This window comes from Pseudomonas sp. NS1(2017), assembly GCF_002269425.1.
Lineage (GTDB): Bacteria > Pseudomonadota > Gammaproteobacteria > Pseudomonadales > Pseudomonadaceae > Aquipseudomonas > Aquipseudomonas reactans.
The window spans coordinates 3,822,412-3,848,021 of the sequence record NZ_CP022960.1; the positions used below are offsets into that span (position 1 = coordinate 3,822,412).

22 protein-coding genes are annotated in these 25,610 nt (G+C 60.0%); 9 read left to right on the plus strand and 13 right to left on the minus strand.

Going from position 1 to position 25,610, the window contains the following annotated elements:
- Positions 1-74 precede the first annotated feature (74 nt).
- The 9 genes from aceA to CI807_RS18200 form a co-directional block, all read right to left on the minus strand.
- Entirely contained in the window at positions 75-1,400 is a 1,326-nt protein-coding gene (gene aceA, locus CI807_RS18160) for an isocitrate lyase (RefSeq protein WP_034120253.1), read from the minus strand.
- A gap of 491 nt (positions 1,401-1,891) precedes the next feature.
- Positions 1,892-2,629: a secretin N-terminal domain-containing protein gene (locus CI807_RS18165; protein ID WP_095015612.1), complete on the minus strand. Its 738-nt coding sequence runs from the start codon at positions 2,627-2,629 to the stop codon at positions 1,892-1,894.
- 156 nt (positions 2,630-2,785) lie between these two features.
- On the minus strand, positions 2,786-3,208 hold the full coding sequence (locus CI807_RS18170; protein ID WP_095015613.1) for a GNAT family N-acetyltransferase: 423 nt from the start codon (positions 3,206-3,208) through the stop codon (positions 2,786-2,788).
- Positions 3,201-4,367 (minus strand): cupin domain-containing protein, encoded by a 1,167-nt coding sequence (locus CI807_RS18175; RefSeq protein ID WP_095015614.1) that lies wholly within the window; start codon positions 4,365-4,367, stop codon positions 3,201-3,203. The genes CI807_RS18170 and CI807_RS18175 overlap by 8 nt, the downstream gene beginning before the upstream one ends.
- Before the next feature lie 84 nt (positions 4,368-4,451).
- Positions 4,452-5,822: an adenylosuccinate lyase gene (gene purB / locus CI807_RS18180; protein ID WP_095015615.1), complete on the minus strand. Its 1,371-nt coding sequence runs from the start codon at positions 5,820-5,822 to the stop codon at positions 4,452-4,454.
- A 124-nt stretch (positions 5,823-5,946) separates the two neighbouring features.
- Positions 5,947-6,570, minus strand: a complete 624-nt coding sequence (hflD, locus tag CI807_RS18185; RefSeq protein ID WP_016975539.1) for a high frequency lysogenization protein HflD — start codon at positions 6,568-6,570, stop codon at positions 5,947-5,949.
- The gene (gene mnmA / locus CI807_RS18190; protein ID WP_095015616.1) at positions 6,567-7,691 is read right to left on the minus strand and encodes a tRNA 2-thiouridine(34) synthase MnmA; all 1,125 of its coding nucleotides are present in this window, start codon (positions 7,689-7,691) and stop codon (positions 6,567-6,569) included. The genes hflD and mnmA overlap by 4 nt, the downstream gene beginning before the upstream one ends.
- A 59-nt stretch (positions 7,692-7,750) precedes the next feature.
- Positions 7,751-8,197 (minus strand): NUDIX hydrolase, encoded by a 447-nt coding sequence (locus CI807_RS18195; RefSeq protein ID WP_095015617.1) that lies wholly within the window; start codon positions 8,195-8,197, stop codon positions 7,751-7,753.
- Positions 8,198-8,388: 191 nt separating this feature from the next.
- Positions 8,389-10,614, minus strand: coding sequence for an NADP-dependent isocitrate dehydrogenase (locus CI807_RS18200; protein ID WP_095015618.1), 2,226 nt, complete (start codon positions 10,612-10,614; stop codon positions 8,389-8,391).
- A 494-nt stretch (positions 10,615-11,108) separates the two neighbouring features.
- Between CI807_RS18200 and icd the strand changes: the two genes are divergently transcribed.
- A complete protein-coding gene (gene icd, locus CI807_RS18205; RefSeq protein WP_095015619.1) occupies positions 11,109-12,365 on the plus strand; it encodes an NADP-dependent isocitrate dehydrogenase in 1,257 nt (418 codons plus the stop codon).
- Positions 12,366-12,432: 67 nt separating this feature from the next.
- Here the strand turns inward: icd and cspD are convergent, their stop codons facing one another.
- Positions 12,433-12,690 (minus strand): cold shock domain-containing protein CspD, encoded by a 258-nt coding sequence (cspD, locus tag CI807_RS18210; RefSeq protein WP_177409585.1) that lies wholly within the window; start codon positions 12,688-12,690, stop codon positions 12,433-12,435.
- A gap of 225 nt (positions 12,691-12,915) precedes the next feature.
- On the opposite strand from cspD, the gene clpS reads away from it, so the two are divergent.
- Positions 12,916-13,284 (plus strand): ATP-dependent Clp protease adapter ClpS, encoded by a 369-nt coding sequence (clpS, locus tag CI807_RS18215; protein ID WP_005789091.1) that lies wholly within the window; start codon positions 12,916-12,918, stop codon positions 13,282-13,284.
- A gap of 29 nt (positions 13,285-13,313) precedes the next feature.
- On the plus strand, positions 13,314-15,584 hold the full coding sequence (gene clpA / locus CI807_RS18220) for an ATP-dependent Clp protease ATP-binding subunit ClpA (RefSeq protein WP_033896823.1): 2,271 nt from the start codon (positions 13,314-13,316) through the stop codon (positions 15,582-15,584).
- A gap of 186 nt (positions 15,585-15,770) precedes the next feature.
- On the opposite strand, the gene infA is transcribed toward clpA, so the two are convergent.
- From infA to aat, 3 genes are all read right to left on the minus strand, one after another.
- Positions 15,771-15,989, minus strand: a complete 219-nt coding sequence (infA, locus tag CI807_RS18225) for a translation initiation factor IF-1 (RefSeq protein WP_002553999.1) — start codon at positions 15,987-15,989, stop codon at positions 15,771-15,773.
- Between the two features lie 100 nt (positions 15,990-16,089).
- Entirely contained in the window at positions 16,090-16,797 is a 708-nt protein-coding gene (locus tag CI807_RS18230; protein ID WP_028616793.1) for an arginyltransferase, read from the minus strand.
- Between the two features lie 55 nt (positions 16,798-16,852).
- A complete protein-coding gene (aat, locus tag CI807_RS18235; RefSeq protein WP_095015621.1) occupies positions 16,853-17,533 on the minus strand; it encodes a leucyl/phenylalanyl-tRNA--protein transferase in 681 nt (226 codons plus the stop codon).
- 496 nt (positions 17,534-18,029) lie between these two features.
- Here aat and CI807_RS18240 point away from each other — a divergent pair, with 496 nt between their 5' ends.
- The 6 genes from CI807_RS18240 to cysG are packed head-to-tail and all read left to right on the plus strand — an operon-like array spanning position 18,030 to position 25,515.
- A complete protein-coding gene (locus CI807_RS18240; RefSeq protein ID WP_095015622.1) occupies positions 18,030-20,438 on the plus strand; it encodes a DNA translocase FtsK in 2,409 nt (802 codons plus the stop codon).
- A gap of 54 nt (positions 20,439-20,492) precedes the next feature.
- Positions 20,493-21,116 carry an outer membrane lipoprotein chaperone LolA gene (lolA, locus tag CI807_RS18245; RefSeq protein WP_095015623.1) on the plus strand — a complete coding sequence of 208 codons (624 nt, stop codon included), beginning with the start codon at positions 20,493-20,495 and terminating at the stop codon, positions 21,114-21,116.
- 10 nt (positions 21,117-21,126) lie between these two features.
- On the plus strand, positions 21,127-22,449 hold the full coding sequence (locus tag CI807_RS18250) for a replication-associated recombination protein A (RefSeq protein ID WP_033896819.1): 1,323 nt from the start codon (positions 21,127-21,129) through the stop codon (positions 22,447-22,449).
- Positions 22,449-22,823: a fluoride efflux transporter CrcB gene (crcB, locus tag CI807_RS18255; RefSeq protein ID WP_012724934.1), complete on the plus strand. Its 375-nt coding sequence runs from the start codon at positions 22,449-22,451 to the stop codon at positions 22,821-22,823. The genes CI807_RS18250 and crcB overlap by 1 nt, the downstream gene beginning before the upstream one ends.
- A 16-nt stretch (positions 22,824-22,839) precedes the next feature.
- The gene (gene serS / locus CI807_RS18260) at positions 22,840-24,120 is read left to right on the plus strand and encodes a serine--tRNA ligase (protein WP_028616788.1); all 1,281 of its coding nucleotides are present in this window, start codon (positions 22,840-22,842) and stop codon (positions 24,118-24,120) included.
- A complete protein-coding gene (cysG, locus tag CI807_RS18265; protein WP_095015624.1) occupies positions 24,121-25,515 on the plus strand; it encodes a siroheme synthase CysG in 1,395 nt (464 codons plus the stop codon). It abuts the gene before it with no gap.
- The last annotated feature ends 95 nt before the right edge of the window (positions 25,516-25,610 follow it).

The window sequence follows — 25,610 nt, forward strand, 5'->3', positions numbered from 1 at the left end:
AGGTCGGGGCGTGATTGTCGTGCGGCACTGCGGTTAGGTCTTCCTTGGGGCCGCAGTGGCCGTGTACGCGGTGCTTAGTGGAACTGCTCTTCTTCGGTCGAACCGGTCAGCGCGGTTACGGAAGAGGTGCCGCCCTGGATCACGGTGGTCATGTCGTCGAAGTAGCCGGTGCCCACTTCCTGCTGGTGCGCCACGAAGGTGTAACCCTTCGATGCGTCAGCGAACTCCTGCTCCTGCAGCTTCACGTAGGCGGTCATGTCGTTGCGGGCGTAGTCGTGCGCCAGGTTGAACATGCTGTGCCACATGTTGTGAATGCCGGCCAGGGTGATGAACTGGTGCTTGTAGCCCATGGCGGACAGTTCGCGCTGGAACTTGGCGATGGTCGCGTCGTCCAGGTTTTTCTTCCAGTTGAAAGAAGGCGAGCAGTTGTAGGACAGCAGTTGGTCCGGGTATTCCTTCTTGATCGCTTCGGCAAAACGACGGGCTTCGTCCAGGTCCGGCTTGGCGGTTTCGCACCAGATCAGGTCGGCGTATGGCGCGTAGGCCAGGCCGCGGGCAATCGCCTGGTCCAGGCCGGCACGTACCTTGTAGAAACCTTCCTGGGTGCGCTCGCCGGTCACGAACGGTTGGTCGTACGGGTCGCAGTCCGAAGTCAGCAGGTCAGCAGCGTTGGCGTCGGTACGCGCCAGGATGATGGTCGGAGTACCGGCAACGTCAGCAGCCAAGCGGGCAGCGGTCAGCTTCTGCACGGCTTCCTGGGTCGGAACCAGTACCTTGCCGCCCATGTGGCCGCATTTTTTCACGGACGCCAGTTGGTCTTCGAAGTGCACGCCGGCAGCGCCTGCCTCGATCATGCTCTTCATCAGCTCGTAGGCGTTCAGTACGCCGCCGAAACCGGCTTCAGCGTCAGCCACGATCGGCGCGAAGTAGTCGATGTAGCCTTCGTCGCCTGGGTTCTTGCCGGCTTTCCACTGGATCTGGTCGGCACGACGGAACGAGTTGTTGATGCGCTTGACCACGGTTGGAACCGAATCCACCGGGTACAGCGATTGGTCGGGGTACATGGACTCAGCGGAGTTGTTGTCCGCTGCCACTTGCCAGCCGGACAGGTAGATCGCCTGGATACCGGCTTTCACCTGTTGCACTGCCTGGCCGCCAGTGAGAGCGCCCATGCAGTTGACGAAATCTTTGTCGGGACGGAAGGAAGGCTTGGCACCTTGGGTCACCAGGTTCCACAGCTTCTCGGCGCCGAGTTTTGCAAAGGTGTGCTCAGGTTGAACCGAGCCACGCAGGCGGACGACGTCAGCAGCGGAATAAGCGCGGGTCACGCCTTTCCAGCGTGGGTTTTCAGCCCAGTCTTTTTCGAGGGCTGCAATTTGCTGTTCGCGTGTCAGTGCCATGGAAGTAAACCTCGTCGCGTCTTCTTGTGGTGGAAAAAATCCATTTGCCAGCCCTGCATTCAAATGCGTGGGCAGGGCTGCTCGCTGACCAGAAGCTTAGGCGGTCATGTCGGGTCTGGCGGGGCATGCGACGGGATGAACGATTGGCGAGAGGGGCGGTAGGTAAAGGCGGGCCGCGAACAGTCTGAGGGCGTCGTGGGCCCTTGGGTGTTCAACAGCGTGTAGCCGGGTTACCTGGTTAGCTTCCGTCCCTCGGGACAACTTCGTTCCAGTCGCAACCTCGTCAAACACGCCTTGTGGGCGGTACAGACACGAATCGGCTCAGGTGGGTAGCTTAGAGCGGCGATCCGAAGGCCCTTGCCAGGGCCCCTGATTAGCGGGAGCGAGGCCATCATGCCCATGCTTTTTTGGATCGTCAAATGTTTTGTAGTGCTTTTTTTCAAGCACTACATCTTTAGTCTAATACGACTCATCAGTCAGTTTTCGGTGCTTCAGTTCAGGGTGTCGACCTTCACCCGTACAGTCAGGTCGTCACGGCCCTGAGTAGAGTAGCTGCGGGTTGTAGAGGATTTGTCGGCCTGGGTTTCGCGATTGATGCCGGCCAGGGGGATCCACTCGCCCAGGCGCCCGCTGACAGTTGTGTCGGTGCTTTGCACATTCACTACATCGGGACGTTCCTGGCTCATGCGGTCACGGTTGGTACTGATCGCCAGGTGCACGGTCTCGCCGGTGACGCTGGCCGTCACGTAGAACCCCTGGGTGACGTTGCGATACTGGGTCTGGTTCTGCAGGCGGCCGTAGCTGTCTTGTTGGGTGGTGGTCAGCGGGACGCTCTGGCCGACCTGGATCAGCGCGGGCACACCTTCGCTGGCCTGGATCTGCTGGATGCCACCGTCACGACTGGCGGTGCCGTAGCTGATGATGCGCGTCTGGCTGTCGCCGCTGTTCTGCTGGTTGTTTTCGTTGGTGTCGACGGTGATCAGCAGGCGCTTGGCCGGGGTGTCGAGCTGTGAGAGCAGGGCGCGCAAGTCTTGGATCTTGGCGGGGGCAGCGTTGACAATAAGCTGGTTGCCGTAGGCGCTGACGGTGCCGTCCTTGCCGATGAAGTTCTGCGCAACGGGCAGCAGGTCGGCGCTGGTACGGTTGCTCAGGTTGACGACTTCAGTGTCAGCCATGGCTGAAACGCTGGCGGTCAGGAGAAGGGCGGTGAGCAGGGTGCGTAGGGACATGTCCGTTATCTCTGCGAGTCATTTAGGCTGGATAGTGCCAGTTTGTCGGCCTGGCAGGTCGCAAATTGAATCGTAGACGGCAAAATGCCCTGCATGGCAGGGCATTTGTAGTGGTGCTCAAATAGCCTTCGCGAGCAAGCCCGCGAACGAGACAGCTCAGCCCTCGCGCACCATGTCCACATGCGGAATCCCGACTTCAAGGAATTCGTCACTGACAATCTTGAAGCCCAGTCGCTCATAGAACGGCGCCGCATACACCTGCGCACTCAGGAACTGCTTGGCTTGGCCGCGCTGCTCGGCCACGCCGATCACCGCTTCCATCAGCTTGTCGCCGACCTTTAAGCCGCGCCAGTCCTTGAGCACCGAAACGCGTCCGATCTCGCCGCTGGGCAGCAGGCGCGCGGTGCCAATCGGAAAATCGCCTTCGAATGCAAGGAAATGCACCGCGCCGGCGTCATCCGCGTCCCACTCCAGCTCTGGCGGAACCGATTGTTCAGCGATAAACACCGCTTCACGAATGCGCCGAATCTCGGCGATATCCTTTTGCCAGTCCGCGACACTTACGTGAATCTTATTCATCGGCAAATCCCAGGCTTCCTTGCTTGACCAACTCGCACAGCAGGTCGCGACCGTCTTCGTCCGCCAGCCACGGGCCGAGGTTTTCGGCGTGCAGGGCGTCGGCGGCGCAGATCAGCTTGAGCAGTTCGCGCAGCTTGCCCGGCAGGTAACGGCTTTGGCCGCTGGCGAACAGCAGTACGTCGTCGTCGACCTCCGACCAGGCCATGCGCGCGCTCGGGTTGCGTACCAGGATCGCGCCGTCTTGCAGGGCGCTGATGAAGTCTTCTTCACCCAGTTCCTCGCCGGCCACCAGTTCAGGATAGCGCGGTTCGGTCATGAATTGGCCGAACCAGGTCAGCAGCATGCGCTCGTCGCTCATGTGCTCGGCCAGCAGGCTCTTGAGGCGGTCCAGCGCGTCGCTCTGGATCTGGTGCGGGTCGCTGACCGGCTGGGCGTCGGCGTCGGTGTAGCGTTCTTCGTCCGTCAGGTATTGGCTGAGGAAGTCGGTGAAGTGGGTCAGCACTTCAGCAGCGCTCGGTGCACGGAAGCCCACGGAGTAGGTCATGCAGTCATCTTCGGCAATGCCGAAGTGCGCCAGGCGTGGCGGCAGGTAGAGCATATCGCCCGGTTCCAGCACCCATTCGGCGCTTTCTTCGAATTCAGCGAGGATACGCAGGTCGGCGTGCTGCAGCAGCGGGCTTTCCGAGTTGCACATCTGGCCGATCTTCCAGTTGCGCTTGCCCTGGGCTTGCAGCAGGAACACGTCGTAGTTGTCGAAGTGCGGACCCACGCTGCCGCCGGGCGCGGCGAAGCTGATCATCACGTCGTCGATGCGCCAGCTTGGCAGGAAGCGGAACTGCTCCAGCAATTCAGCCACTTCCGGCACAAACTGGTCGACAGCCTGCACCAGCAGGGTCCACTCACGCTCAGGCAGGCTGCTGAAGGCATCTTCAGCAAACGGGCCGCGGCGCAGTTCCCACGGACGCTCGCCGTGTTCGATCACCAGGCGCGATTCGACTTCTTCTTCCAGGGCCAGGCCGGCCAGTTCGTCGGCGTCGATCGGGCTTTCGAAATCAGGGATGGCCTGACGGATCAGCAGCGGTTTTTTCTGCCAGTAGTCGCGCAGGAACTCCCGTGCCGTGATGCCGCCCAGAAGTTGAAGAGGGATATCAGGATTCATGTGTAACCTATTGAAAAAAAGCACTTTTCAGACTGGAATAAAAACGCCCGGCGCGGCCGGGCGTCTCAAAGGGTCTTGCGAAGATCAGATGCGCTTGGCTTGCTCTACAGCGTTGCCGATGTAGTTGGCCGGAGTCAGCAGTTTCAGCTCGGCCTTGGCCGCGGCTGGCATTTCCAGGCCGTCGATGAAAGTCTTCAGTGCTTCAGGGCTGATGCCCTTGCCGCGCGTCAATTCTTTCAGCTTCTCGTACGGGTTTTCGATGTTGTAGCGACGCATCACGGTCTGGATCGGCTCAGCCAAGACTTCCCAGCACGCGTCCAGGTCAGCGGCGATCTTCTGCTCGTTGAGCTCCAGCTTGCTGATGCCCTTGAGGCTGGCTTCGTACGCGATCACGCTGTGGGCAAAGCCCACACCGAGGTTGCGCAGCACGGTGGAGTCGGTCAGGTCGCGCTGCCAGCGGGAGATCGGCAACTTGCTGGCCAGGTGCTGGAACAGGGCGTTGGCGATGCCGAGGTTGCCTTCGGAGTTTTCGAAGTCGATCGGGTTGACCTTGTGCGGCATGGTCGACGAACCGATTTCACCGGCAATGGTGCGCTGCTTGAAGTAGCCCAGGGAGATGTAGCCCCAGATATCGCGATCGAAGTCGATCAGGATGGTGTTGAAGCGCGCAATGGCGTCGAACAGCTCGGCGATGTAGTCGTGCGGTTCGATCTGCGTGGTATACGGGTTGAAACCCAGGCCCAGCTCGTCTTCGATGAAGGCGCGGGCGTTGGCTTCCCAGTCGATCTCAGGGTAGGCCGACAGGTGAGCGTTGTAGTTGCCTACGGCGCCGTTGATCTTGCCCAGCAGCGGCACGGCCGCCACTTGAGCGATCTGACGCTCCAAGCGGTACACCACGTTGGCCAGTTCTTTGCCCAGGGTGGTCGGCGACGCCGGCTGGCCGTGGGTGCGCGACAGCATCGGCACGTCGGCGAAACGGATCGCCAGTTCACGGATGGCGTTGGCGGTCTGGCGCATCAGCGGCAGCATCACGTCATCACGGCCTTCACGCAGCATCAGGGCGTGGGACAGGTTGTTGATGTCCTCGCTGGTGCAGGCAAAGTGGATGAACTCGCTGACCTGGGCCAGTTCCGGCAGCTTGGCCGCTTGCTCTTTGAGCAGGTATTCGATGGCTTTTACGTCGTGGTTGGTGGTGCGCTCGATCTCTTTCACACGCTCGGCGTGCTCCAGGGAGAAGTTTTCCGCCAGGGTGTTGAGCACAGCGTTGGCTTCGGCGGAAAACGCCGGCACTTCGCTGATGGCGGGGTGAGCGGCTAGGCGCTGGAGCCAGCGCACTTCCACCAGCACGCGAGCACGGATCAGGCCGTATTCGCTGAAAATAGGGCGCAGGGCCTGGGTTTTGCCGGCGTAGCGGCCGTCAACAGGGGAAACCGCAGTGAGCGAAGAGAGCTGCATGGGGTGTTCTCGGACAGTCGGGCAACGAAATGGGGCGCGTATCATACATGAAAAAATCCGCCGGTCCGTCGCCAACTGACCGGCGTATTACGCGTAACGCTTGAAAAAATGCGGTTGCTGCGACTTATTCGTTGCGCATCAACGGGTAAAGCTCTTTGAGCAATTTGCGGCGGCTGATCACCAACTGCCAACGATGACCGCCCAACTGGCGCCACAACCGTGCCGAACGAATGCCGGCCAGGAGCAGGGCGCGGATTTTCGAGGCGTTGTTCGGTTGTTGCAGGTTGCGCATGTCGCCGTGCACCTGGATGCGTTGGCGCAAGGTGCTCAGGGTGTCTTGATACAGCGCGCCACAAGCCGCGATCACGTTTTCGTGGGCCGGGCCGAAGTGTTCCACCTGGGACTGTATCTGTGGCAAACGCTTGCCGATAACCTCCAGCATGTCGTCGCGCTTGGCCAGTTGACGCTCAAGACCGAGCATCGACAGGGCGTAGCGCAACGGCTCACGCTGCAACGTGCTGGGGTCGCGCTCAAGGGCGCCGATCAGCGCGCGGTAACCTTCACGCAGTGCGATATCGTCGCCGCCGTAGACCTCCAGCGTGTCCTTTGGATCGCGGATCAGCAAGCTGCCGAGCATGCAGGTCAGGCCTGCTTCGGTGACCTGGCCGGTCTTGGCGATCTTGTCCACCAATACGGCGGCGAGGAAAACCCCGCCCAGCGCCGTCAATTGCTCCTGGGTCGGGCTCATGCCGGGTTGCTCCAGGCTTCGGCCACTTCAATCACGCCGCCGCCCAGGCAGATTTCGCCGTCGTAGAACACCACCGACTGGCCAGGCGTGACCGCGCGTTGCGGGTCATCGAAGGTGGCGCGGTAGCCGGTGGCGGTTTTTTCCAGGGTGCAGGGCTGGTCGCTTTGGCGATAACGCACTTTGGCGGTCAGGCGACGCGGGGTGCTCAGGTCGATCGGGTTGACCCAATAGATTTCCGAAGCGAGCAGGGCGCCGGAGAACAACAGTGGATGCTCGTTGCCTTGGCCGACGATCAGCACGTTGTTTTCCAGGTCCTTGACCAGCACGTACCACGGCTCTTCACCGGCGTCTTTCAAGCCGCCGATGCCCAGGCCCTGGCGTTGGCCGATGGTGTGGTACATCAAGCCATGGTGACGGCCGATGACTTCACCTTCGGTGGTATGAATTTCGCCCGGTTGCGCTGGCAGGTACTGCTTGAGGAAGTCGCTGAAGCGGCGCTCGCCGATAAAGCAGATCCCGGTGGAATCCTTCTTCTTGGCGGTGGCCAGGCCGTGTTTCTCGGCGATCTTGCGCACTTCGGGTTTTTCCAGCTCGCCCACCGGGAACAGCGTCTTGGCGATCTGTTCACCGCCGACAGCGTGCAGGAAATAGCTCTGGTCCTTGTTCGGATCCAGGCCCTTGAGCAGTTCGGTGCGACCCTCGATATCGCGGCGGCGCACATAGTGGCCAGTGGCGATCAGGTCGGCGCCAAGCATCATGGCATAGTCGAGGAACGCCTTGAACTTGATTTCACGGTTGCACAGGATATCCGGGTTCGGCGTGCGACCTGCCTTGTATTCGGCCAGGAAGTGCTCGAACACATTGTCCCAGTACTCAGCGGCGAAGTTGGCGGTGTGCAGCTTGATACCGATCTTGTCGCACACGGCCTGGGCGTCCGCCAGGTCGTCCATGGCGGTGCAGTATTCCGTTCCATCGTCTTCTTCCCAGTTCTTCATGAACAGGCCTTCCACCTCATAACCCTGCTCCATGAGCAGAACGGCGGAAACGGAAGAATCCACGCCGCCGGACATGCCGACGATGACGCGCTTCTTTTGTGTGTCAGAAGGGGCTGGATCACGCATAGGGTTTCAACGGGTGTCTTGAAAAAGGACGCGATTCTATCAGGCTCAGGCCTTCAAGGCTAAAGAGAAGGGCGGATCAATTCGAGACTGTGGCGCTGGCCGGCCAGATAATCATCGATGCAGCGGATGATCAGCTCGCTGCGCCAGTCGTTGCGCACGGCCAGCAGCTCGTCTCGGGTCAGCCAGCGGGCGCGCAGGATGCCTTCGTCGAGTTGATAGTCCGGGTGGTGTTTCAGGGCTTTGGCGATGAAGCACACACGCTGGTAGGTCACGCCATTGCTGGGGGCGGTGTACAGATAGATGCCGACAATGCCCGTGGCTTCCACATCCCAGCCGGTCTCTTCGAGGGTTTCGCGCACGGCGGCTTCGGTCAGAGTTTCGTGCGGGTCGAGGTGGCCGGCAGGCTGGTTGAGCACGGCGCGGCCGCCCTTGAGTTCCTCGACCATGAGGAAGCGGCCGTTGTCTTCGACGATGGTGGCGACGGTGATGTGGGGTTGCCAGGTCATTCGATACCTCGGATTGACACGGTCATTGTAGGAGCCGGCTTGCCGGCGCTGGCAGCCTCAAGGTTTGCGCATGGCTTGAGGGCGTCATCGCCGGTAGGCCGGCTCCTACAGGGGATCGGTTTGTTCAGTGAAAGCGGAGTGTAAATAAAAACCCCGGCACAGGGCCGGGGCTTTTTTGCAGCCTTACAACCTTACTTCAACTTGGCAATGGCCGCATTGAGGGTGTTGCTTGGGCGCATGGCTTTGCTGGTCAGCTCTGGGTTCGGCGCGTAGTAGCCGCCGATGTCCACTGGTTTGCCCTGCACGGCGTTGAGCTCGGCAACGATGGTTGCTTCGTTCGCGGTCAGGGTCTTGGCCAGTTCGCCAAACTGCGCTTGCAGTGCAGTGTCTTCGCTCTGGGCGGCCAGGGCTTGAGCCCAGTACAGCGCCAGGTAGAAGTGGCTGCCGCGGTTGTCGATGTTGCCGACTTTGCGCGATGGCGACTTGTTGTTGTCGAGGAACTGGCCGGTGGCCTGGTCCAGGGTCTTGGAGAGTACCAGGGCTTTCGGGTTGTTGTACGTCACACCCAAATGCTCAAGGGATGCGGCCAGGGCCAGGAACTCGCCCAGGGAATCCCAGCGTAGGAAGTTTTCTTCTACCAATTGCTGCACGTGCTTCGGTGCCGAACCGCCGGCGCCGGTTTCGAACAGGCCACCGCCGTTCATCAGTGGCACGATCGACAGCATCTTGGCGCTGGTGCCCAGTTCCATGATCGGGAACAGGTCGGTCAGGTAGTCGCGCAGCACGTTACCGGTCACCGAGATGGTGTCCAGGCCCTTGCGGGTGCGCTCCAGGGTGAACTTCATCGCGTCGACTGGCGACATGATGCGGATGTCCAGGCCTTCGGTGTTGTGGTTTTTCAGGTACGCCTGAACTTTCTCGACCACGACGCCGTCGTGTGCACGCTTAGGGTCCAGCCAGAAAATGGCCGGGGTGTTGCTGGCGCGGGCGCGGTTGACGGCCAGTTTCACCCAGTCCTGGATCGGCGCGTCTTTGGTCTGGCACATGCGGAAGATGTCGCCGGCTTCGACTTTCTGTTCCATCAGCAGGCTGCCCTTGCTGTCGGTGACGCGGACTACGCCGTCAGCCTTGATCTGGAAGGTCTTGTCGTGGGAGCCGTACTCTTCGGCTTTCTTCGCCATCAGGCCAACGTTTGGCACGCTGCCCATGGTGGTTGGGTCGAAAGCGCCATTGGCCTTGCAGTCTTCGATGACCGCTTGGTAGATGGTGGCGTAGCAGCGATCCGGGATCACAGCCTTGGTGTCGTGCAGTTGGCCGTCGGTGCCCCACATTTTGCCGGAGTCACGGATCATGGCCGGCATCGAGGCGTCGACGATCACGTCGCTCGGCACGTGCAGGTTGGTGATGCCTTTGTCGGAGTTGACCATCGCCAGGGAGGGGCGAGCCGCGTATACGGCCTGGATGTCAGCTTCGATCTGCGCTTGCTGGTCGGCCGGCAGGGCCTTGATACGGGCGTACAGGTCGCCGATGCCGTTGTTCAGGTTGAAGCCGATTTGCTCCAGCACGGTGGCGTGCTTGGTCAGGGCGTCTTTATAGAACTCGGCAACGATCTGGCCGAACATGATCGGGTCGGAGACCTTCATCATGGTGGCTTTCAGGTGAACCGACAGCAGTACGCCTTGTTTCTTGGCGTCTTCGATTTCAGTGGCGATGAACGCGCGCAGGGCTTTCTTGCTCAGTACGGCGGTGTCGATGATTTCGCCGGCCTGTACCGAAGTCTTTTCCTTCAGGACAGTGGCGGTGCCGTCTTGGGCGATCAGCTCGATTTTGACAGCGTCAGCGGCTTCGATCTGCACGGCTTTTTCGCTGCCGTAGAAATCGCCACTGTTCATGTGGGCGATGTGCGACTTGGAGTCGGCAGCCCAGGCGCCCATCTTGTGCGGGTGCTTGCGTGCGTAGTTCTTGACCGACAGCGGTGCGCGGCGGTCGGAGTTGCCTTCGCGCAGTACCGGGTTCACGGCGCTGCCCTTGACTTTGTCGTAACGTGCACGGGTTTCTCTTTCCGCGTCGGTGGTTACGGTTTCCGGGTAGTCCGGCAGGGCGTAGCCCTGGGCCTGCAGTTCCTTGATTGCGGCTTGCAGCTGCGGGGTTGAGGCGCTGATGTTAGGCAGCTTGATGATGTTGGCTTCAGGCGTAACGGCCAGGTCGCCCAGTTCGGCGAGGTGGTCCGGGATAGCCTTGGCGCCCAGTTGCTCGGGGAAGCTTGCGAGGATGCGCGCGGCGAGGGAGATGTCGCGGGTTTCCACGGCAATATCAGCGGAAGCGGTGAAGGCCTCTACGATAGGCAGCAGTGAATAGGTGGCGAGGGCCGGGGCTTCGTCGGTGAAGGTGTAGATGATCTTCGAGCGGGTGGGCATATTCGGATTAACTCTCTTCTTTGCTGAAAGCGTGCGCAGAAACTCGAGATGCGCCGGGTGGAGCGCGTTCGTTCAAAGTCATCCATGAGCGAAATGTCGAGGTTTCTTCGCGGTGATGTTGGGTTGCATCAGTCGAGCGTCAAGCGGGTGGACTATTGTAATAGTCCGGCTTTGTAGCTGAAGGCACCTGTTCCAGAGCGGTCAGCCGTCGTGACTCTTGGGTCAGCGGCGGCATTATACATAGGTCGCTATGCTTACGCCGAGCCTTCATACAAAAGGTGTGTCGTCCATTGGTCTAAAGGTCGCAGGGCTAAGATTGCTACCAAAGTCGCACGATGTGCTCAAGATTGGCGATTTTGCCTTTGCTTTCAGGCTTGTAGGCGACAAATTATGCTGTTTTCGATGCAAATGAGCATGGCGTGAGGTTTCAGTCGCCATTTATCTGGAGTAGGCTCGAACGCAGCCAGATGTTCAATCCATAGATGGAGTTCAGCATGGGATACAAGAAGATTCAGGTTCCGGCAGTCGGCGACAAAATCACCGTCAATGCAGACCATTCTCTCAATGTTCCTGACCAACCGATCATCCCTTACATCGAAGGTGACGGTATCGGCGTCGACATCAGCCCGGTGATGATCAAGGTAGTCGATGCGGCTGTTGAAAAGGCCTACGGTGGCAAGCGCAAGATCTCCTGGATGGAGGTATATGCCGGCGAGAAAGCGACTCAAGTCTACGACCAGGACACCTGGCTGCCCCAGGAAACCCTGGATGCGGTCAAGGATTACGTGGTTTCCATTAAAGGCCCACTGACCACGCCGGTGGGTGGCGGCATCCGTTCGCTGAACGTGGCCCTGCGCCAACAGCTCGACTTATATGTATGCCTGCGCCCGGTGCGCTGGTTCGAAGGCGTGCCCAGTCCGGTCAAGAAGCCTGGCGATGTGGACATGACCATCTTCCGTGAAAACTCCGAAGACATTTATGCCGGGATCGAGTGGAAGGCGGGCTCACCCGAAGCGATCAAGGTAATCAAGTTCCTTAAAGAGGAAATGGGCGTCACCAAGATTCGTTTCGACCAGGATTGCGGGATTGGCGTGAAGCCAGTCTCTAAAGAGGGTACCGAGCGTCTGGCGCGCAAAGCCCTGCAATATGTAGTGGATAATGACCGCGACTCGCTGACCATTGTGCACAAAGGCAACATCATGAAGTTCACCGAAGGTGCCTTCAAGGAATGGGCCTACGGTATTGCCGAGAAAGAGTTCGGTGCGACCCTGCTCGATGGCGGCCCTTGGATGCAGTTCAAGAACCCCAAGACGGGCAAGAATGTGGTGGTCAAGGATGCTATCGCCGACGCCATGCTCCAGCAGATCCTGTTGCGTCCGGCTGAGTATGATGTGATCGCGACGCTTAACCTGAACGGTGATTACCTGTCCGACGCATTGGCGGCGGAAGTGGGCGGTATCGGTATTGCGCCGGGCGCGAACCTTTCGGACACCGTGGCGATGTTCGAAGCGACCCACGGTACTGCGCCTAAATATGCGGGCAAGGATCAGGTGAATCCGGGGTCGTTGATTTTGTCAGCTGAAATGATGCTGCGGCACATGGGTTGGACCGAGGCGGCGGATTTGATCATCAAGGGCACCAATGGTGCGATTTCGGCCAAGACTGTGACTTATGACTTCGAGCGTCTGATGGACGGTGCGAAGCTTGTGTCGTCGTCGGGTTTTGGTGATGCATTGATTTCGCATATGTAGACTGTAGGTAGGCACAAAAAAACCGGCCATGAGGCCGGTTTTTTTAGAGCTTTTACTCTGCGGCTGATCAGGCCGGCTGTGTGCTTTGTTCTTGAGTGATGTTTTCAGGTGTGCTGGCGCTGACTGGAGCACCAATATTCACTGCATGAAGACCTTTGGGTCCCTGAATTATCTCGAAGGAAACCAATTGCCCCGCTTTCAGCGTTTTATAACCGTCCATTTGGATCGCTGAGTAATGCGCAAAAAGGTCTTCATTCTTGCCGTCTTCAATAATGAAGCCGTACCCTTTGGCATTGTTGAACCACTTGACCTTACCGCTTGCCATGCCCATATCCCTCTGCACCAGACTCCATCACTGGAGTATCATCCAGTTTATCCGTCCTAACCCGAATAAATAAGGTTGACTGCGCGGACCTTTTTTACCCACTGTGGGTTCTATTGGTTGTAACACCGTTTCGCCGATAGTCAAGGCGACCGATCGGTCAGTAGTTGAAATTCTGACAGGTCGCCCCCACCACTGTATTTGAACCACTGACGAACCTTTCTTTCCATGCATGCAAACAGCCAGATTCGACTAACATTCAATCAGGATCGACCGGATCAGGAACATGATGACGACGGTTCTGCAGGCATTGCTGTTCAGGAGGCCAAGCCTGCTTTACAGGCGCCGCCCATGTACAAGGTGGTTTTGTTCAATGATGACTACACACCGATGGATTTCGTGGTCGAAGTACTCGAGGTGTTTTTTAACCTGAACCGCGAGTTGGCGACCAAGGTAATGCTGGCCGTTCACACAGAAGGACGGGCAGTATGTGGAGTGTTTACCCGCGACATCGCCGAGACAAAGGCCATGCAGGTCAACCAGTACGCCAGGGAAAGCCAGCATCCGCTACTCTGTGAAATCGAGAAGGACGGTTAACGCCGACCACTTGGGTATGAGGTGAAGCTATGTTAAACCGCGAGCTCGAAGTCACCCTCAATCTTGCCTTCAAGGAGGCTCGTTCGAAGCGTCATGAATTCATGACCGTCGAACACCTGCTGCTGGCACTTTTGGACAATGAAGCTGCCGCCACCGTTTTGCGTGCGTGCGGCGCCAACCTCGACAAACTCAAGCATGACCTGCAGGAGTTTATCGACTCCACGACGCCACTTATTCCAGTCCACGATGAAGACCGTGAAACCCAGCCAACCCTGGGCTTCCAGCGGGTGCTTCAGCGTGCCGTGTTCCACGTTCAGAGCTCCGGTAAGCGTGAAGTCACAGGTGCCAATGTGCTGGTGGCGATTTTCAGCGAACAGGAAAGCCAGGCAGTGTTCCTGCTGAAACAGCAGAGCGTTGCCCGTATCGATGTCGTCAACTACATCGCCCACGGTATCTCCAAGGTGCCTGGGCACGGCGATCATTCCGAGGGTGAGCAGGATATGCAGGACGACGAGGGCGGTGAGTCTTCTTCTTCGGGCAATCCACTGGATGCCTATGCCAGCAACCTCAACGAACTGGCGCGCCAGGGGCGGATCGATCCGCTGGTGGGGCGTGAGCTTGAAGTTGAGCGTGTAGCGCAGATCCTTGCACGTCGTCGCAAGAACAACCCGTTGCTGGTGGGTGAGGCGGGCGTGGGTAAGACCGCGATTGCCGAAGGCCTGGCCAAGCGCATCGTGGATAACCAGGTGCCGGACTTGCTGGCCAACAGCGTCGTCTACTCCTTGGACCTGGGCGCGCTGCTCGCCGGGACCAAGTACCGTGGCGATTTCGAGAAGCGCTTCAAGGCGCTGCTCGGCGAGCTGAAAAAACGCCCGCAGGCGATTCTGTTCATCGACGAAATCCACACCATCATTGGCGCCGGTGCGGCGTCCGGTGGGGTGATGGACGCCTCCAACCTGCTCAAGCCTCTGCTGTCGTCGGGTGATATCCGTTGCATCGGCTCGACCACGTTCCAGGAATTTCGCGGGATCTTCGAAAAAGACCGTGCCCTGGCGCGTCGTTTCCAGAAGGTCGACGTGTCCGAGCCTTCGGTTGAAGACACCATCGGCATCCTGCGTGGGCTCAAGGGGCGTTTCGAAGCGCACCATGGCATCGAGTACACCGATGAAGCCCTGCGTTCGGCGGCTGAACTGGCGTCGCGCTACATCAATGACCGACACATGCCGGACAAGGCCATCGACGTGATCGACGAGGCGGGTGCCTACCAGCGCCTGCAGCCGGTCGAGAAACGTGTGAAACGCATCGATGTGCCTCAGGTCGAGGACATCGTGGCGAAGATCGCGCGGATTCCGCCTAAGCACGTCAACAGTTCCGATAAGGAACTGCTGCGTAACCTGGAGCGCGACCTCAAGCTCACCGTGTTTGGCCAGGATGCGGCCATCGATGCGCTGTCCACTGCGATCAAGTTGTCGCGTGCGGGTCTCAAGTCGCCGGACAAGCCGGTGGGTTCGTTCCTGTTCGCTGGCCCGACCGGCGTCGGCAAGACCGAAGCGGCGCGGCAGTTGGCCAAGGCCATGGGCATTGAGCTGGTGCGTTTCGACATGTCCGAATACATGGAGCGTCACACCGTGTCGCGCCTGATCGGTGCGCCTCCGGGCTATGTCGGTTTCGACCAGGGCGGTCTGTTGACCGAGGCGATCACCAAGCAACCGCATTGCGTGCTGCTGCTCGATGAAATCGAGAAGGCCCACCCGGAAGTCTTCAACTTGCTGCTGCAGGTGATGGACCACGGTACCCTGACCGACAACAACGGGCGCAAGGCGGACTTCCGCAACGTGATCGTGATCATGACCACCAACGCCGGTGCCGAAACGGCCGCGCGGGCTTCGATCGGCTTTAGCCATCAGGATCACTCCTCCGATGCAATGGAAGTGATCAAGAAGAGCTTCACGCCGGAATTCCGCAACCGCCTGGACACCATTATCCAGTTTGGTCGCCTCAGTCATGAGGTCATCAAAAGTGTGGTGGACAAGTTCCTCACCGAGCTTCAGGCGCAGCTGGAAGACAAGCGCGTGCAGCTGGATGTCACGGAAGCAGCGCGCAGTTGGATCGCCGAGGGCGGCTACGATGCGGCAATGGGTGCACGCCCAATGGCGCGTCTGATCCAGGACAAGATCAAGCGGCCATTGGCCGAAGAGATCCTGTTCGGCGAGCTTTCCGACCATGGTGGCGTGGTGCACATCGACCTGAAGGATGGCGAGCTGACCTTCGAGTTCGAAACCACGGCTGAAATGGCCTGATCGCTGTAAACCTGTAGGAGCGAGCTTGCTCGCGAAGATCGTCAACGATAACGCATGCTGTCTGATTCCCTGCGTTGTCCTTGGATTCTTCGCGAGCAAGCTCGCTCCTACAGTCGTTTTGCGGCCTCTATAAATCCTGCTCACACAAAAACGCCCGGCATAACCGGGCGTTTTGTATTGACCTGCTTAGCGAGCGCGGTAAGTGATGCGCCCTTTGCTCAAGTCATAGGGCGTCAGCTCGACGCGCACTTTGTCACCGGTAAGAATACGAATGTAGTTCTTGCGCATCTTGCCGGAGATATGCGCGGTTACGACGTGCCCATTTTCCAACTCCACACGAAACATGGTGTTGGGCAGGGTGTCGACGACAGTGCCTTCCATTTCGAAGCTGTCTTCTTTCGACATGCAGTAAAGCCCTCGGTATCCAGTGAATGGCCCGGTGCAACTGCGCCAGGCAAAAGCGGCGTGCATTGTGCCCGAAAAAGGGTGTTTAAGCCAAGGGGTTCTAGTTAAGCACGACCCATCTTTGATTAATCAGCAGTTCTATGGGCCGATATTGGGTCTTGTAGTTCATCTTTTTGCAGTTCTTGATCCAGTAGCCGAGGTACACCGCCTCCAGTTCCAGGCGCAGTGCTTCGCCGATTTGCCACAGGATTGCAAAGCGTCCCAGGCTGCGGCGCTCCTCGGCAGGCTCGTAGAAGGTGTAGACCGCCGACAGGCCGTTAGGCAGCAAATCGGTCACGGCCACTGCCACCAACCGGCCGTCGGCGCGAAACTCATAGAAGCGCGAGAAGGGCAGGTCGCGGACCAGGAACGTGGAAAACTGGTCGCGACTGGGCGGGAACATATCGCCGTCGGCGTGGCGTTCCTCGATATAGCGCTGGTAAAGATCGAAATACTCTTCGGTGAAGCGTGGCTTGGTTGGCATCACCGTAAGGTCGGCGTTGCGCTTGAGGATGCGTTTCTGGTTGCGGTCCGGCAGAAACTGCGCCACAGGGATGCGTGCCGGGACGCAGGCATTGCAGTTCTGGCAGTGAGGCCGGTACAGATGATCGCCACTGCGCCGAAAGCCCATCTCCGACAGGTCGGCATACACATGCACGTCCATAGGCTGGCTGGGGTCGAGGAACAGTGTGGTGGCCTGCTCGTCGGGCAGATAGCTGCAAGAGTGGGGTTGAGTGGCATAAAACTTCAAACGCGCCAACTCGGTCATGATCAACCCTCGGATAAGCTTTGAAATAAGTGTAAGCCAGGAGCGCGGAAGTCGCCTAGGAAACCCACGGTCCAGCGCTGGGCTGATCCAGATGGTCGCGCAGGAAACCTGCGAAGTCGCTGCGGGATATGGCGCGGGCACCCAGGCTGTGCAGGTGATCATTGGGCATCTGGCAGTCGATCAATACAAAGCCCCATTCCTGTAGTTGGCGGGTCAGCGTGGCAAAGCCGAATTTCGAGGCGTTATCGGCACGGCTGAACATGGACTCGCCGAAAAACAGCTGGCCCATCGCCAAGCCATACAAACCACCCACCAGCTTGCCGTCGTCCCAGACCTCTACCGAATGGGCGATGCCGCGCTGGTGCAGTTCCAGGTAAGCGCTCTGGATGCTCTCGGTGATCCAAGTGCCGTCGGCATAGGCGCGCGGTGCGGCGCAGGCCTGGATGACGGCAGCGAAATCCTGGTCGAAGGTCACGCTGTAGCGCTGCTGGCGCAACAATTTGCCTAGGCTGCGGGACACATGCAGCTCGTCGGGGAATATCACCGTGCGCGGGTCGGGCGACCACCAGAGGATCGGCTGGCCCTCCGAAAACCACGGAAAGCAGCCATGGCGATAGGCTTGCACCAGGCGTTCGGCCGAAAGGTCGCCGCCAGCCGCCAGCAGCCCATTGGGTTCGCGCATGGCCTTGGCCAGGGGAGGGAATGTCAGTGAGTCGCGTTGTAACCAGGTCAGCATGGCATCCAGGCTTACGGAAGGGGAGGGGAGTGGCAGGTATGACACCTGCTCGTGCAGTGCTGATTATTGTCGACATGGCGCCATCGGGCCAGTCCGAATCGGGCGTTAGGGCGGATTAGCGTGAGCAGGTGTTTCTGCAACTCTGTGTCGGCGGCGTGGTCGTAATCGGGTCTGTGCGATGCAGGCCATTTGCCAAGCTTGCCTGGATTGACAAAAACAGCGCATAAGCCTTTGTCAGCAAAGGCAATGCATGCTCAAATTGAACATGTTGTGAGACTAAATTGGCTAGGCTGCCGAGTGAAGGGCGGGGGCGTGGCATCGCCGGCACAAACCCGTACAATGCGGGCATTGTGGCGCTTTCGTCATTTCATCCAGCAAGCGCCCAATGTTAAAAGTAGATTCAACGACGCACGTTCATTTTTCAGCTGCTCGGATTGGGCAGTATTTGCAGTCATTCAACAGATGGACGCGCTAAAGGCGCAGGAAAAGACCCGTTTTGAAGAAATCCGCCGCAACACCTAAAGCAGCAGTCGTGCCGGCCTGGCGCCAGCACCTGCATTATCGCCTCAAGGAAGGCGCGCTGATCGCTATCGGCGCGCTGTGCCTGTTCCTGATGATGGCCTTGCTCACGTATGGCAAGGACGATCCGGGCTGGAGCCACAACAGCAAGATCGAAGACGTGCAGAACTTCGGCGGGCCTGCCGGTTCCTACAGCGCCGACATCCTGTTCATGGTGCTGGGTTACTTCGCTTATATCTTCCCGTTGCTGCTGGCGATCAAGACCTGGCAGATCTTCCGCCAGCGTCATGAACCGTGGCAGTGGAGCGGTTGGCTGTTCTCCTGGCGCCTGATCGGCCTGGTGTTCCTGGTGCTGTCCGGCGCGGCGCTGGCGCATATCCATTTTCATGCACCGACTGGCTTGCCGGCGGGCGCGGGCGGGGCGTTGGGCGAAAGCCTCGGTGACCTGGCACGCAGGACCCTGAATATCCAAGGCAGCACGCTGATGTTCATCGCGCTGTTCCTCTTCGGCCTCACCGTGTTCACCGACCTGTCGTGGTTCAAGGTGATGGACGTGACCGGCAAGATCACCCTCGACCTGCTGGAGCTGTTCCAGGGCGCCGCCAACCGCTGGTGGGCGGCACGTGTCGATCGCAAGCGCATGGTCGCCCAATTGCGCGAGGTAGATACCCGTGTCAACGAGGTGGTGGCGCCGAGCACGCCGGATCGGCGCGAGCAGGCCAAGGTCAAGGAGCGCCTGATCGAGCGCGAGCAGGCCCTGAGCAAGCACATGTCGGACCGCGAGAAGCAGGTGCCGCCAGTGATTGCCCCGGCACCGCCCAAGGCCCCTGAGCCCAGCCATCGCGTGCAGAAAGAGAAACAGGCGCCGCTGTTCGTCGACAGTGCGGTTGAAGGCACCTTGCCGCCGATCTCGATCCTCGACCCGGCCGAAAAGAAACAACTCAACTATTCTCCGGAATCCCTGGCGGCCGTCGGCCACCTGCTGGAAATCAAGCTCAAGGAATTCGGCGTCGAAGTGTCGGTGGACTCGATCCATCCCGGCCCGGTGATTACCCGTTACGAGATCCAGCCGGCTGCCGGCGTCAAGGTCAGCCGCATTTCCAACCTGGCGAAAGACTTGGCGCGTTCCCTGGCCGTGACCAGCGTGCGCGTGGTGGAAGTCATCCCCGGCAAGACCACCGTAGGTATCGAGATTCCCAACGAAGACCGCCAGATCGTGCGCTTCTCCGAGGTGCTGTCGACCCCGGAATATGACAACTTCAAATCGCCGGTCACCCTGGCCCTGGGCCACGACATCGGCGGCAAGCCAGTGATCACCGACCTGGCGAAGATGCCTCACCTGCTGGTGGCCGGTACCACCGGTTCCGGTAAGTCGGTGGGGGTGAACGCGATGATCCTGTCGATCCTGTTCAAGTCGGGCCCGGAAGACGCCAAGCTGATCATGATCGACCCGAAGATGTTGGAACTGTCGATCTACGAAGGCATTCCGCATCTGCTGTGCCCGGTGGTCACCGACATGAAGGACGCCGCTAACGCCCTGCGCTGGAGCGTCGCCGAGATGGAACGCCGCTACAAGCTGATGGCGAAGATGGGCGTGCGTAACCTGTCGGGCTTCAACGCCAAGATCAAGGAAGCCCACGAGCGTGGTGAGACCATCGATGACCCGCTTTACAAGCGCGAAAGTATTCACGACGAAGCGCCGAAACTGACCAAGCTGCCGACTATCGTGGTGGTGGTCGACGAATTCGCCGACATGATGATGATCGTCGGCAAGAAGGTCGAAGAGCTGATCGCCCGTATCGCCCAGAAGGCCCGTGCCGCCGGTATCCACTTGATCCTGGCGACCCAGCGTCCTTCGGTGGACGTGATCACGGGTTTGATCAAGGCCAACATTCCTACGCGAATGGCGTTCCAGGTATCGAGCAAGATCGACTCGCGGACCATCATCGACCAGGGTGGCGCCGAGCAACTGCTCGGCCACGGTGACATGCTCTACATGCCGCCAGGCACCAGCCTGCCGATCCGGGTCCACGGCGCCTTCGTGTCCGATGATGAAGTGCACCGTGTCGTTGAAGCCTGGAAACTGCGCGGCGCACCGGAATACAACGATGACATCCTCAACGGCGTCGAAGAAGCCGGCAGCGGCTTTGAAAATGGCGGCGGCGGTGGTGACGATGATGCTGAAACCGACGCGCTGTACGACGAGGCCGTGGCCTTCGTACTGGAAAGCCGTCGCGCCTCGATTTCCGCGGTGCAACGTAAACTGAAAATCGGCTACAACCGCGCCGCCCGCATGATCGAAGCCATGGAAATGGCCGGCGTTGTCACCGCAATGAACACCAACGGCTCGCGTGAAGTCATCGCCCCCGGGCAGATGCGCGACTGATCCCGTGCCGCGTGGCAACACGCGGCACGCCCTGAACACTCAATGAGGACTCCCATGCGCCTTATCCGCATGCTGTTGTTGCCGGCTCTGGCCTTGACCGCTGTTTCGGCCCACGCTGACCCGGCCTCCGTCGCCAGCCTGAAGAACCTGTTGGACAAATCCCAGACCCTGACCGCGCGCTTCTCCCAGCTGACCCTGGATGCCGGCGGTACCCAGTTGCAGGAAACCGAAGGCGAAATGGCCGTGCAGCGTCCTGGCCTGTTCTACTGGCACACCGAAGGCAAGGCCGAGCAGACCATCGTGTCTGACGGCCAGAAGGTCACCCTGTGGGACCCGGACCTGGAGCAGGCGACCATCAAGAAGCTCGACCCGCGTCTGAACCAGACCCCGGCGTTGCTGCTGTCGGGTGATGTCTCGAAGATCAACGACAGCTTCGACATCACTTCCAAGCAAACCAGCAACGTGATCGAGTTCACCCTCAAGCCCAAATCCAAGGACACGCTGTTCGACAGCTTGAACCTGTCGTTCGGCAATGGCGTGATCAACAACATGCGCCTGGTCGACAGTGTTGGCCAACGCACCGATATCCTGTTCTCCGGGGTCAAGGCCAACCAGCCGGTGCCTGCCTCCAAGTTCAAGTTCGACATCCCCAAGGGTGCCGACGTGATCCAGGAATAACACGCTGCCCATGGACCTGTTTCGAAGTGACCCGATCGCCCAGCCCCTGGCCGCGCGCTTGCGTTCGACCAACCTGGATGAGTACGTCGGTCAGGAACACCTGCTCGCTCGCGGTAAGCCTTTGCGCGAAGCCCTGGAGCAGGGTGCGCTGCACTCGATGATTTTCTGGGGGCCGCCGGGGGTGGGCAAGACCACCTTGGCGCGCCTGCTGGCGAAGGTCTCGGATGCGCACTTCGAAACGGTCTCGGCGGTACTGGCGGGGGTCAAGGAGATCCGCCAGGCGGTGGAAGTCGCCAAGCAGCAGGCCGGGCAGTACGGCAAGCGCACCATCCTGTTTGTCGATGAAGTGCACCGCTTCAACAAGTCGCAGCAGGATGCGTTCCTGCCCTACGTGGAAGACGGCACGCTGATTTTTATCGGCGCCACCACGGAAAACCCGTCGTTTGAATTGAACAACGCCTTGCTGTCGCGTGCGCGGGTCTATGTGCTCAAGAGTCTGGATGAAGCAGCGATGCAGAAGTTGCTGCATCGCGCCCTGAGTGAAGACAAAGGGCTGGGCAAGCGGCAACTGAGCGTCAGCGAAGAAGGCTTCAAGATTCTGCTTACCGCCGCCGATGGCGATGGCCGCCGCTTTCTCAACCTGGTGGAGAACGCCTCCGACCTGGCCGAAGACGGCAGCGAGATCGGCGTCGACCTCCTGCAAAGCCTGCTCGGCGACACGCGCCGGCGCTTCGACAAGGGCGGCGAAGCTTTTTACGACCAGATTTCGGCGCTGCATAAATCCGTGCGCGGCTCCAACCCGGACGGCGCGCTGTACTGGTTCGCGCGCATGATCGACGGCGGCTGCGACCCGCTGTACCTCGCACGCCGCGTCGTGCGTATGGCCAGCGAAGACATCGGCAATGCCGACCCGCGTGCATTGAGCCTGTGCCTCGCTGCCTGGGACGTGCAGGAGCGCCTCGGCAGCCCGGAAGGCGAGTTGGCGGTGGCCCAGGCCATCACCTACCTAGCCTGTGCGCCGAAGAGCAACGCGGTGTACATGGGCTTCAAGTCCGCGCTGCGCGCCGCCGCCGAACACGGTTCCCTCGAAGTGCCGATGCACCTGCGCAACGCGCCGACCAAGCTGATGAAACAGTTGGGCTACGGTGATGAATACCGCTACGCCCACGATGAACCGGACGCCTATGCGGCCGGTGAAGACTACTTCCCCGATGACCTTGAGCCGCTCCCGCTCTATCAACCCGTGCCCCGTGGCCTGGAGCTGAAGATCGGTGAAAAGCTCAACCACCTCGCCCAACTCGATCGACTCAGCCCCAGACAGCGGAGAAAGTAGTGTTCAAGACGATTCTTGCCGTGTCCGCAGCCGGCATCGCTGGTACATTATTGCGTTTCGCCGCTGGCACTTGGGTCAGCGCCAATTGGCCGAAGCATTTTTATGCGGCGACCCTGGCAGTCAACCTGGTCGGTTGCCTGATCATCGGGCTGTTGTACGGCTGGTTCCTGTTGCGCCCGGAAGTACCGATTGAAATTCGCGCCGGCTTGATTGTCGGCTTTGTAGGCGGTCTGACGACCTTTTCATCCTTTTCACTGGATACGCTGCGCCTGCTGGAAAGCGGGCAGGCCCTGATAGCCTTCGGGTACCTGGGCATCAGCGTGTTCGGCGGGCTGCTCGCCACCTGGGCTGGCCTGTCCTTGACCAAACTTTGATAAACGAGAGACCGACATGCTCGATTCCAAACTGTTACGTAGCAACCTTCAGGACGTAGCGGACCGCCTGGCATCCCGTGGCTTTGCCTTGGATGTTGCGCGCATCGAAGCGCTGGAAGAACAGCGCAAGACCGTCCAGACCCGCACCGAAGCACTGCAGGCTGAGCGTAATGCGCGTTCCAAATCCATCGGTCAGGCCAAGCAGCGCGGCGAAGACATCGCCCCGCTGATGGCGGATGTCGAGCGCATGGGCACCGAGCTGTCCGACGGCAAGGTCGAGCTGGACAAGATCCAGACCGAGCTGGATTCGATCCTGTTGGGCATCCCCAACATCCCGCACGAATCCGTGCCGATTGGCGCAGACGAAGACGGCAACGTTGAAGTGCGCCGTTGGGGCACGCCAACCGCGTTTGATTTCGAGATCAAGGACCACGTCGCCCTGGGCGAATTGACCGGCGGCCTGGATTTCGAAACTGCCGCCAAGATGTCCGGCGCGCGCTTTGCCTTGCTGCGCGGTCCGATCGCGCGCATGCACCGTGCCCTGGCGCAGTTCATGATCAACCTGCACACCGGCGAACACGGTTACGAAGAGGCCTACACCCCGTATCTGGTGCAGGCGCCGGCGCTGATGGGCACCAGCCAGTTGCCGAAGTTCGAAGAAGACCTGTTCAAGATCAGCCGTGACGGCGAAGCCGACCTGTACCTGATCCCGACCGCCGAAGTGTCGCTGACCAACATCGTTGCCGGCGAGATCCTCGACGCCAAGCAACTGCCGATCAAGTTCGTCGCCCACAGCCCGTGCTTCCGCAGCGAAGCTGGTGCGTCTGGCCGTGATACCCGCGGCATGATCCGCCAGCACCAGTTCGACAAGGTCGAGATGGTACAGGTGGTCGAGCCGTCGACTTCCATGGAAGCCCTGGAAGGCCTGACCGCCAACGCCGAACGCGTCCTGCAACTGCTGGAGCTGCCGTACCGCGTGCTGGCATTGTGCACTGGCGACATGGGCTTCAGCGCCGTGAAGACCTACGATCTCGAAGTGTGGGTGCCGAGCCAGGACAAGTACCGCGAGATTTCGTCGTGCTCCAACTGCGGTGATTTCCAGGCCCGTCGCATGCAGGCGCGTTTCCGCAACCCGGAAACCGGCAAGCCTGAGCTGGTGCACACCCTCAACGGTTCCGGTTTGGCCGTAGGCCGTACCCTGGTGGCGGTGCTGGAAAACTACCAGCAGGCTGACGGCTCGATCCGTGTACCGGAAGTGCTCAAGCCTTACATGGCGGGCGTTGAGGTCATCCGCTAAATGGAATTTCTGCCGCTGTTTCATAACCTGCGCGGCAGTCGTGTGTTGGTCGTCGGTGGCGGGGAGATTGCCTTGCGCAAATCCCGGTTGCTGGCCGATGCCGGTGCGTTGCTGCGGGTGGTTGCTCCCCAGATCGAAGACCAGCTCAAAGAGCTGGTACTGGGCAGTGGCGGGGAACTGATTTTGCGCGGTTATCAGGAGGCGGACCTCGACGGTTGCACCCTGATCATCGCGGCCACGGACGATGAGCCGTTGAACGCGCAAGTGTCCAGCGATGCCAAGCGTCGGTGTGTACCGGTCAACGTGGTGGATGCGCCGGCCTTGTGCAGCGTGATCTTCCCGGCGATTGTCGACCGTTCACCCTTGGTGATCGCGGTGTCCAGCGGCGGCGATGCGCCGGTGCTGGCGCGCCTGATCCGCGCCAAGCTGGAAACCTGGATTCCGTCCACTTATGGCCAACTGGCCGGATTGGCGGCGCGTTTTCGTGCGCAGGTCAAAGGCTTGTACCCGGATGTGCAGCAGCGCCGCGCATTTTGGGAAGACGTGTTCCAGGGTCCGATTGCCGACCGTCAATTGGCCGGGCAGGGTGCCGAAGCCGAGCGCCTGTTGATCGAAAAGGTCAACGGCGCGCCGCCGAATGCACCGGGCGAGGTCTATCTGGTGGGCGCAGGCCCGGGTGATCCCGACCTCCTGACCTTCCGCGCCCTGCGCTTGATGCAGCAAGCCGATGTGGTGCTGTATGACCGCCTCGTAGCTCCCGCGATTCTCGAGCTGTGCCGCCGTGACGCCGAGCGTGTCTACGTCGGCAAACGCCGCGCCGATCACGCCGTGCCGCAAGACCAGATCAACCAGCAATTGGTGGACCTGGCCAAGCAAGGCAAGCGCGTGCTGCGCCTCAAGGGTGGCGATCCGTTCATCTTTGGTCGGGGTGGCGAAGAGATCGAGGAGCTGGCGGCCCACGGCATCCCGTTCCAGGTGGTGCCGGGGATCACGGCGGCCAGCGGTTGCGCGGCGTATGCCGGGATTCCGCTGACTCACCGTGACTATGCGCAGTCCGTACGTTTCATTACCGGGCATTTAAAGGACGGGACGTCGGACCTGCCTTGGGATGACCTGGTGGGGCCATCACAGACCCTGGTGTTCTACATGGGTTTGATTGGCTTGCCGATCATCTGCGAACAGCTGATCAAGCATGGTCGTGCATCGGATACCCCTGCAGCGTTGATCCAGCAGGGCACCACATCCAACCAGCGCGTGTTTACCGGCACCCTGGCCGACTTGCCACGCATGGTGGCGGAGCATGAAGTGCATGCGCCGACACTGGTGATTGTGGGTGAGGTGGTGGTGTTGCGCGAAAAGCTCAAGTGGTTTGAAGGCGCGCAGTCCCAAGTCTGACACTGTACCTGTGGCGAGGGAGCTTGCTCCCGCTGGAGTGCGAAGCGCTCCCAAGATTTTGGGGCCGCTTCGCACCCCAGCGGGAGCAAGCTCCC